At 48.4% G+C, this 4,854-nt stretch carries 6 protein-coding genes; 4 read left to right on the forward strand and 2 right to left on the reverse strand.

The annotated features are described in order from the left end of the window. Positions 1-610 (reverse strand): ATP-binding protein (locus Q0294_RS00665; protein WP_299459644.1); only part of this gene is annotated, 610 nt, incomplete at its 3' end. Between the two features lie 213 nt (positions 611-823). Between Q0294_RS00665 and Q0294_RS00670 the strand changes: the two genes are divergently transcribed. From Q0294_RS00670 to Q0294_RS00680, 3 genes are all read left to right on the forward strand, one after another. Then, entirely contained in the window at positions 824-2,005 is a 1,182-nt protein-coding gene (locus tag Q0294_RS00670; RefSeq protein ID WP_299459646.1) for a lactonase family protein, read from the forward strand. A 131-nt stretch (positions 2,006-2,136) separates the two neighbouring features. Next, positions 2,137-2,796: a phosphoribosylanthranilate isomerase gene (locus tag Q0294_RS00675; protein ID WP_299459648.1), complete on the forward strand. Its 660-nt coding sequence runs from the start codon at positions 2,137-2,139 to the stop codon at positions 2,794-2,796. Between the two features lie 201 nt (positions 2,797-2,997). Next, positions 2,998-3,444, forward strand: a complete 447-nt coding sequence (locus Q0294_RS00680; RefSeq protein WP_299459651.1) for a response regulator — start codon at positions 2,998-3,000, stop codon at positions 3,442-3,444. 29 nt (positions 3,445-3,473) lie between these two features. Here Q0294_RS00680 and Q0294_RS00685 read toward each other — a convergent pair whose 3' ends face one another. After that, the gene (locus Q0294_RS00685; RefSeq protein WP_299459655.1) at positions 3,474-3,968 is read right to left on the reverse strand and encodes a DUF420 domain-containing protein; all 495 of its coding nucleotides are present in this window, start codon (positions 3,966-3,968) and stop codon (positions 3,474-3,476) included. 245 nt (positions 3,969-4,213) lie between these two features. Here Q0294_RS00685 and kdsB point away from each other — a divergent pair. Next, the coding region (gene kdsB / locus Q0294_RS00690; protein ID WP_299459658.1) for a 3-deoxy-manno-octulosonate cytidylyltransferase at positions 4,214-4,854 on the forward strand (641 nt) is incomplete at its 3' end.

Here is a 4,854-nt window from a genome sequence, read left to right on the forward strand (position 1 = left end):
GAAGCTGCTGCTGCTCTTTGGACAGTGTCTGAAAGGTCTGTTCCAGTTTCTCAAGCCGGGTTTCCAGATCCGGAATGGGGGAGAGCAGCCCAAGAATTTCTGCGTTCTGTTTTTCCTGAGCCTGTTGCCACTTCAACTCCTGCTGAGCTGACTGGACATTGCTGCGGTGCAGCTTCTGCATCTCGATCAGTTTGGAGGCATCTGAGGAAGAAGCAAAAAAGCGGGCTGCCCGGCTCCCCGGCTCTCCGAGTAAAAAGATCGGAGATTTCTGTTCGCCAAAATGAACATCGAACTCGTCACTATCGCCCGCTTTGACTTTTGAAAGTCTAAGTATCTCGTCTAATTGGTCAGGAGTTTTTCGATGAATGTCTATTCCATCAATGCAATAACTGGCGTTTTTCTTTTTTCGTTTCCATTCAATCGTATGACCATCATCGGTTTCCACAATCACTCGGCATTCTTTAGCGCCATGCCTGATCATGTAATTGCCTTTGGTATTCTCTGTTAAGTTCTGCAGCGCAGAGACGAAAGCAGACTTACCGCAATTGTTGGGACCGGTCAGAACGGTCAGACCGGGTGACAGATCGATCACGGTATGTGAATGGCTCATAAAGTTATGCAGAGTAATCCGTTTTAACATGATCGCAAGTATAATCTCCCCCGTTTAGAAATCACAGGATCCACACACACGGTATTTCAGAACATCCGATAAACAAACCATTGCGTTTCACCGGAAATTTGAGTCAAATAAAGTCTACAGCGGGCTCAGATCAGACTGCTCTGCCCCTCTCTTTCCCATTCCATATTATTTCAGGGTCCGGCCATGCTTTCATCTAAACTTTTCCTGCTCGGGGCTGCGTTTATGCTAAGTACATTGTTATCAGCCCTTCCCGCGAATTCAGCTTCTGCTGCGGATCAGATGCGGGTCTATGTGGGCACTTATACTCGAGGCAGCGACAGTAAAGGGATCTATCAGCTTCTACTGGATTGCGAAACCGGTAAACTGTCTCATGCCGGGATCACGGAACAGGTCGATAATCCGTCGTTTCTGGCAATTCACCCGAATCAGAAGTTTCTCTATGCCGTAAACGAAATTGGAGATTTCCAGGGGCAGAAAGCGGGGGCCGTCAGTTCCTTTGCCATCGATGCAGAAACAGGCGGATTAACGTTTCTCAACCAGCAGTCCTCCCGGGGGGCAGATCCCTGCCATCTTGTTGTCGACGCGACCGGCAAATTTGTGCTCGTTGCCAATTATACCGGCGGCAGTATCTGTTCGCTGCCCATCCGCAAGAATGGGAAACTGAAAGAAAGTGTCTCGTTCAGTCAACATGCAGGTTCCAGTGTCAATCCGGCACGACAAACGGCACCTCATGCACATTCGATTAATTTATATAAAAAAAATCATCATGCAATCGTCGCTGACCTGGGTCTGGATCAACTGCTCGTTTATCGGTTCACCCCATCAGACGGTTCGCTGCAGCCCAATTCCATTCCGGGATTCAAATTGCCTCCCGGTTCAGGCCCGCGCCATTTTACGTTCCATCCTACAGGAAAATGGGGTTATGTGATCAACGAATTGAACCTGACCATTACCGCCATGAACTATGATGCAATGAATGGTTCCTTCGAGGAAATCCAGACCATCTCGACAGTGCCACAGGGAACTTCGTTGAAAGGAAACTCGACGGCAGAGGTCCAGGTGCATCCCTCCGGTAAATTTCTCTATGGTTCGAATCGTGGTCCCAATTCGCTGGCCATGTATCGAATTAATGAACAGACGGGTAAACTGACCTCAATCGGTTATCAATCGACCAGTGGTGCGATTCCTCGTAATTTCAAAATCGATCCTACCGGAAAATTCCTGCTGGCTGCAAATCAGGACACGCATAATGTGGTTGTGTTCAGAATCGATCAGGAAACAGGATTGCTTCAGAAAACGGGCCATGAAATCTCCGTTCCCAAACCGGTCTGCATCAAATTTGTTCCGGTAGCATCTACACCTTAAAACAGAAGTTGTATATAATCAATTTTCATTCTGGAGTTGAAATTTCCAGACAGATGATCATTTGAAATGTCTACCTGCCAGCGGTGTGGATCACAAACAACGCAAGGCTGCTGAGAAGAGTATCCCAAACGATGTGGATTAAAATTTGTGGAATTCAGGATATCAGCACCGCCTGCATGGTGGCTGATCTGGGCGCTTCAGCGATTGGGCTCAATTTCTACGCACCGTCACCTCGTTCCGTAGATCTTGAGACAGCGGCTGCGATCAAATCTGCGGTTTCGTCCCGAGATACAACAGTCGTCGGGTTGTTCGTAAAACATTCTCTGATACAGGTAAAATCCATCTGTGAGGAACTCTCTTTAGAGTTCGCCCAACTGCATAGCGACGAGCCTGCTGAATTTCTTGCGGAACTGGCAGAGGCTGCTCCAGAACTCAGAATCATTCGCGCCTTCCGTACTCATGACCCCGACCTGGACCATCTGGCTGATTTTCTTGCGGAATGCGATCAGTGCGGAAAACGCCCGGACCATGTACTGATTGACGCTTATTCACCTCAAGCGTATGGCGGAACGGGACAAATTGTCCCCTGGGCAATGATTAAGGAAAACTACCTCTATGAAGAATGGCCGCCTTTGATTCTGGCAGGAGGACTGACCGCAAAAAACGTGGCGGAAGCGATCAAAACAGTGGCCCCGTTTGGCGTAGATACCGCCAGTGGTGTGGAAAGCGCCCCCGGAATCAAAAACTGCCAGATGGTGGAAGCGTTTATAAATCAGGCGAAAATTGTCTGAAGATTCTTCGTAAAAGCCGGTATAATAGTCTGGGGTTCCCTCTGGAAAAATGAAGAATCAAAACAGTTTGATACAACTGCCTTGAGAATCATTTGACAGGGACATACCATATACGCAGGACAGGAATGTCTGAGGATGTGGCGCTAAGTCACTTTACAACCAGGAGTCGCGAGAAACAGACGGTTTCTCCAGGGAATAAAAATGACCAAGTCAACTGATTATACGATTCTATTGATCGAAGATGACCGCGAGATTTCAAGCACCTTGAGTGGTGTCATCAAATCAGCCGGATACAATGTGATTCTTGCCCCGAACGGCCTGGAAGGGCAAAAGCTGGCCCAGTCAGAGAATCCCGATCTGGTCATTACTGACATGATGATGCCCAAAATGGGCGGTTTTCCCGTGTTGGAAACCTTGAAATCACTACCGTCTCCCCCCAAGGTGATCATGATTACGGCCAATGAAGGGGGCAGGCATAAAGCCTATGCCGAGATGCTGGGAGTGGATGACTACCTGAGAAAACCATTCGCCATGGATATCTTTCTGGAAGCCATCGCACGCGTCCTTGCCAAAGACAAAAACAGCGACGAAGCGGAAGCGGAGAAGCCTGCTAAAGGACCGATTAACCGCCCGCGTAAGAAATCCTGACCTGAATCATCCAGGAATGTTGCCCGTATTCAGGCGCTGGTTACAAAAGCCATATAATACCAGTACAGTCCTGTTAACGAAGTCAGCGTAATATCAATCGTAGAAATCCAGCCTAGCTTTTTATGAGTGCTGCTGTGCGCGCAGGGAGCAGGCGGATTGGGAATTCGTTTCAGAGCCAGAAACAGTGTCGTTGCCCAGAAGAGAGGTGTGGAAACGGCAAAGATCAAATGGACATAGAGAACATTTCGGACATACTGAAATTGCTCAGGAGTGAGTGGGGTTTCTCGCTGATTCACGATATTCTGCCACCCGCCATGCATAATCTGCACATCAATTTCGAAGGCAGCCACCGCCACCAGTAAAACGGCCCCCAGCACGATCTGCAGCTTTTTATGCAGCAAAAAATTGCGTTTGATTTTGACGGTATAGAGACTGAATAACAGCAATGGCACGATCAGAACGAGTGCTGATACCACGAAGTCCAACATGAATGTTGAGCGATAGCCTAAGAATCCGTGCTCCATCTGAGAATCCTGTCCTGGTAGAGATTGAGATCTAACCTATTGGTGGCTAACCATATCAGAACTTCCGATCCCCTCCAAGACCAGCCTGTAAACGGCATGCAGAGCCGATCGTAAAAGATTCCTTGAGGGAATGCTGCAGTTTTGGTTGTCCCCCGCTTGAAGAGTCGGACTCACTGTTGATAAATTGGTCCCGTTGAGGTTTTATTGAAATAAGCCGTTCATCAGGAAACACAGGAGGTGTTCACATGCAAGTGTGCGGCGTGATTCCAGCCAGACTGCAATCGTCCCGGCTCCCGAGAAAATTATTGCTGAACGAAACCGGTAAATCGTTGATTCAGCATACCTGGGAGGCGGCAGCAAGATCGGAAAAACTGGATCGTCTGCTGGTTGCCACAGACAGCCTGGAAATAATGGAAGCAGTTCATGGTTTTGGCGGGAAAGCCTTCCTGACAGGAGAACATCCCAGTGGTACCGACCGGATTGCCGAAGTCGCAGTCAAAGAACTCTTTGATGCCGAAATCCTGGTGAATATCCAAGGCGATGAACCAGAAATTTCCCCTCAATTTATCGACCAGTTAATCGAGGTACTAATTCAGACTCCCCATGCAGATATGGCAACTTTAGCAACTCCCATTCGTCACATTGAACAATTGCAGGATCGTTCCTGCACTAAGGTAGTGTGTCGCACCGATGGCTCGGCGATGTACTTTAGTCGCCTGCCCATCCCCTTTACCCGAGATATTGCTGCCGAAACATTTTTGCCCGATCAGAGCCCCTGGTTATTACATCTGGGAATCTACGCTTACCGCAGACCGTTTCTACTGGATTTAACGAAAATTCCGCCGACACCACTTGAGCAACTGGAAAAGCTGGAACAGTTACGTGC

This window comes from uncultured Gimesia sp. (genome assembly GCF_937919775.1).
GTDB lineage: Bacteria > Planctomycetota > Planctomycetia > Planctomycetales > Planctomycetaceae > Gimesia.

What these genes read in the sequence shown, in the direction of transcription:
- Q0294_RS00670 (WP_299459646.1), top strand. Translation starts at nt 824, where the DNA reads ATGCTTTCATCTAAACTTTTCCTGCTCGGGGCTGCGTTTATGCTAAGT.
- Q0294_RS00675 (WP_299459648.1), top strand. Translation starts at nt 2,137, where the DNA reads ATGTGGATTAAAATTTGTGGAATTCAGGATATCAGCACCGCCTGCATG.
- Q0294_RS00680 (WP_299459651.1), top strand. Translation starts at nt 2,998, where the DNA reads ATGACCAAGTCAACTGATTATACGATTCTATTGATCGAAGATGACCGC.
- Q0294_RS00685 (WP_299459655.1), bottom strand. Translation starts at nt 3,968, where the DNA reads ATGGAGCACGGATTCTTAGGCTATCGCTCAACATTCATGTTGGACTTC.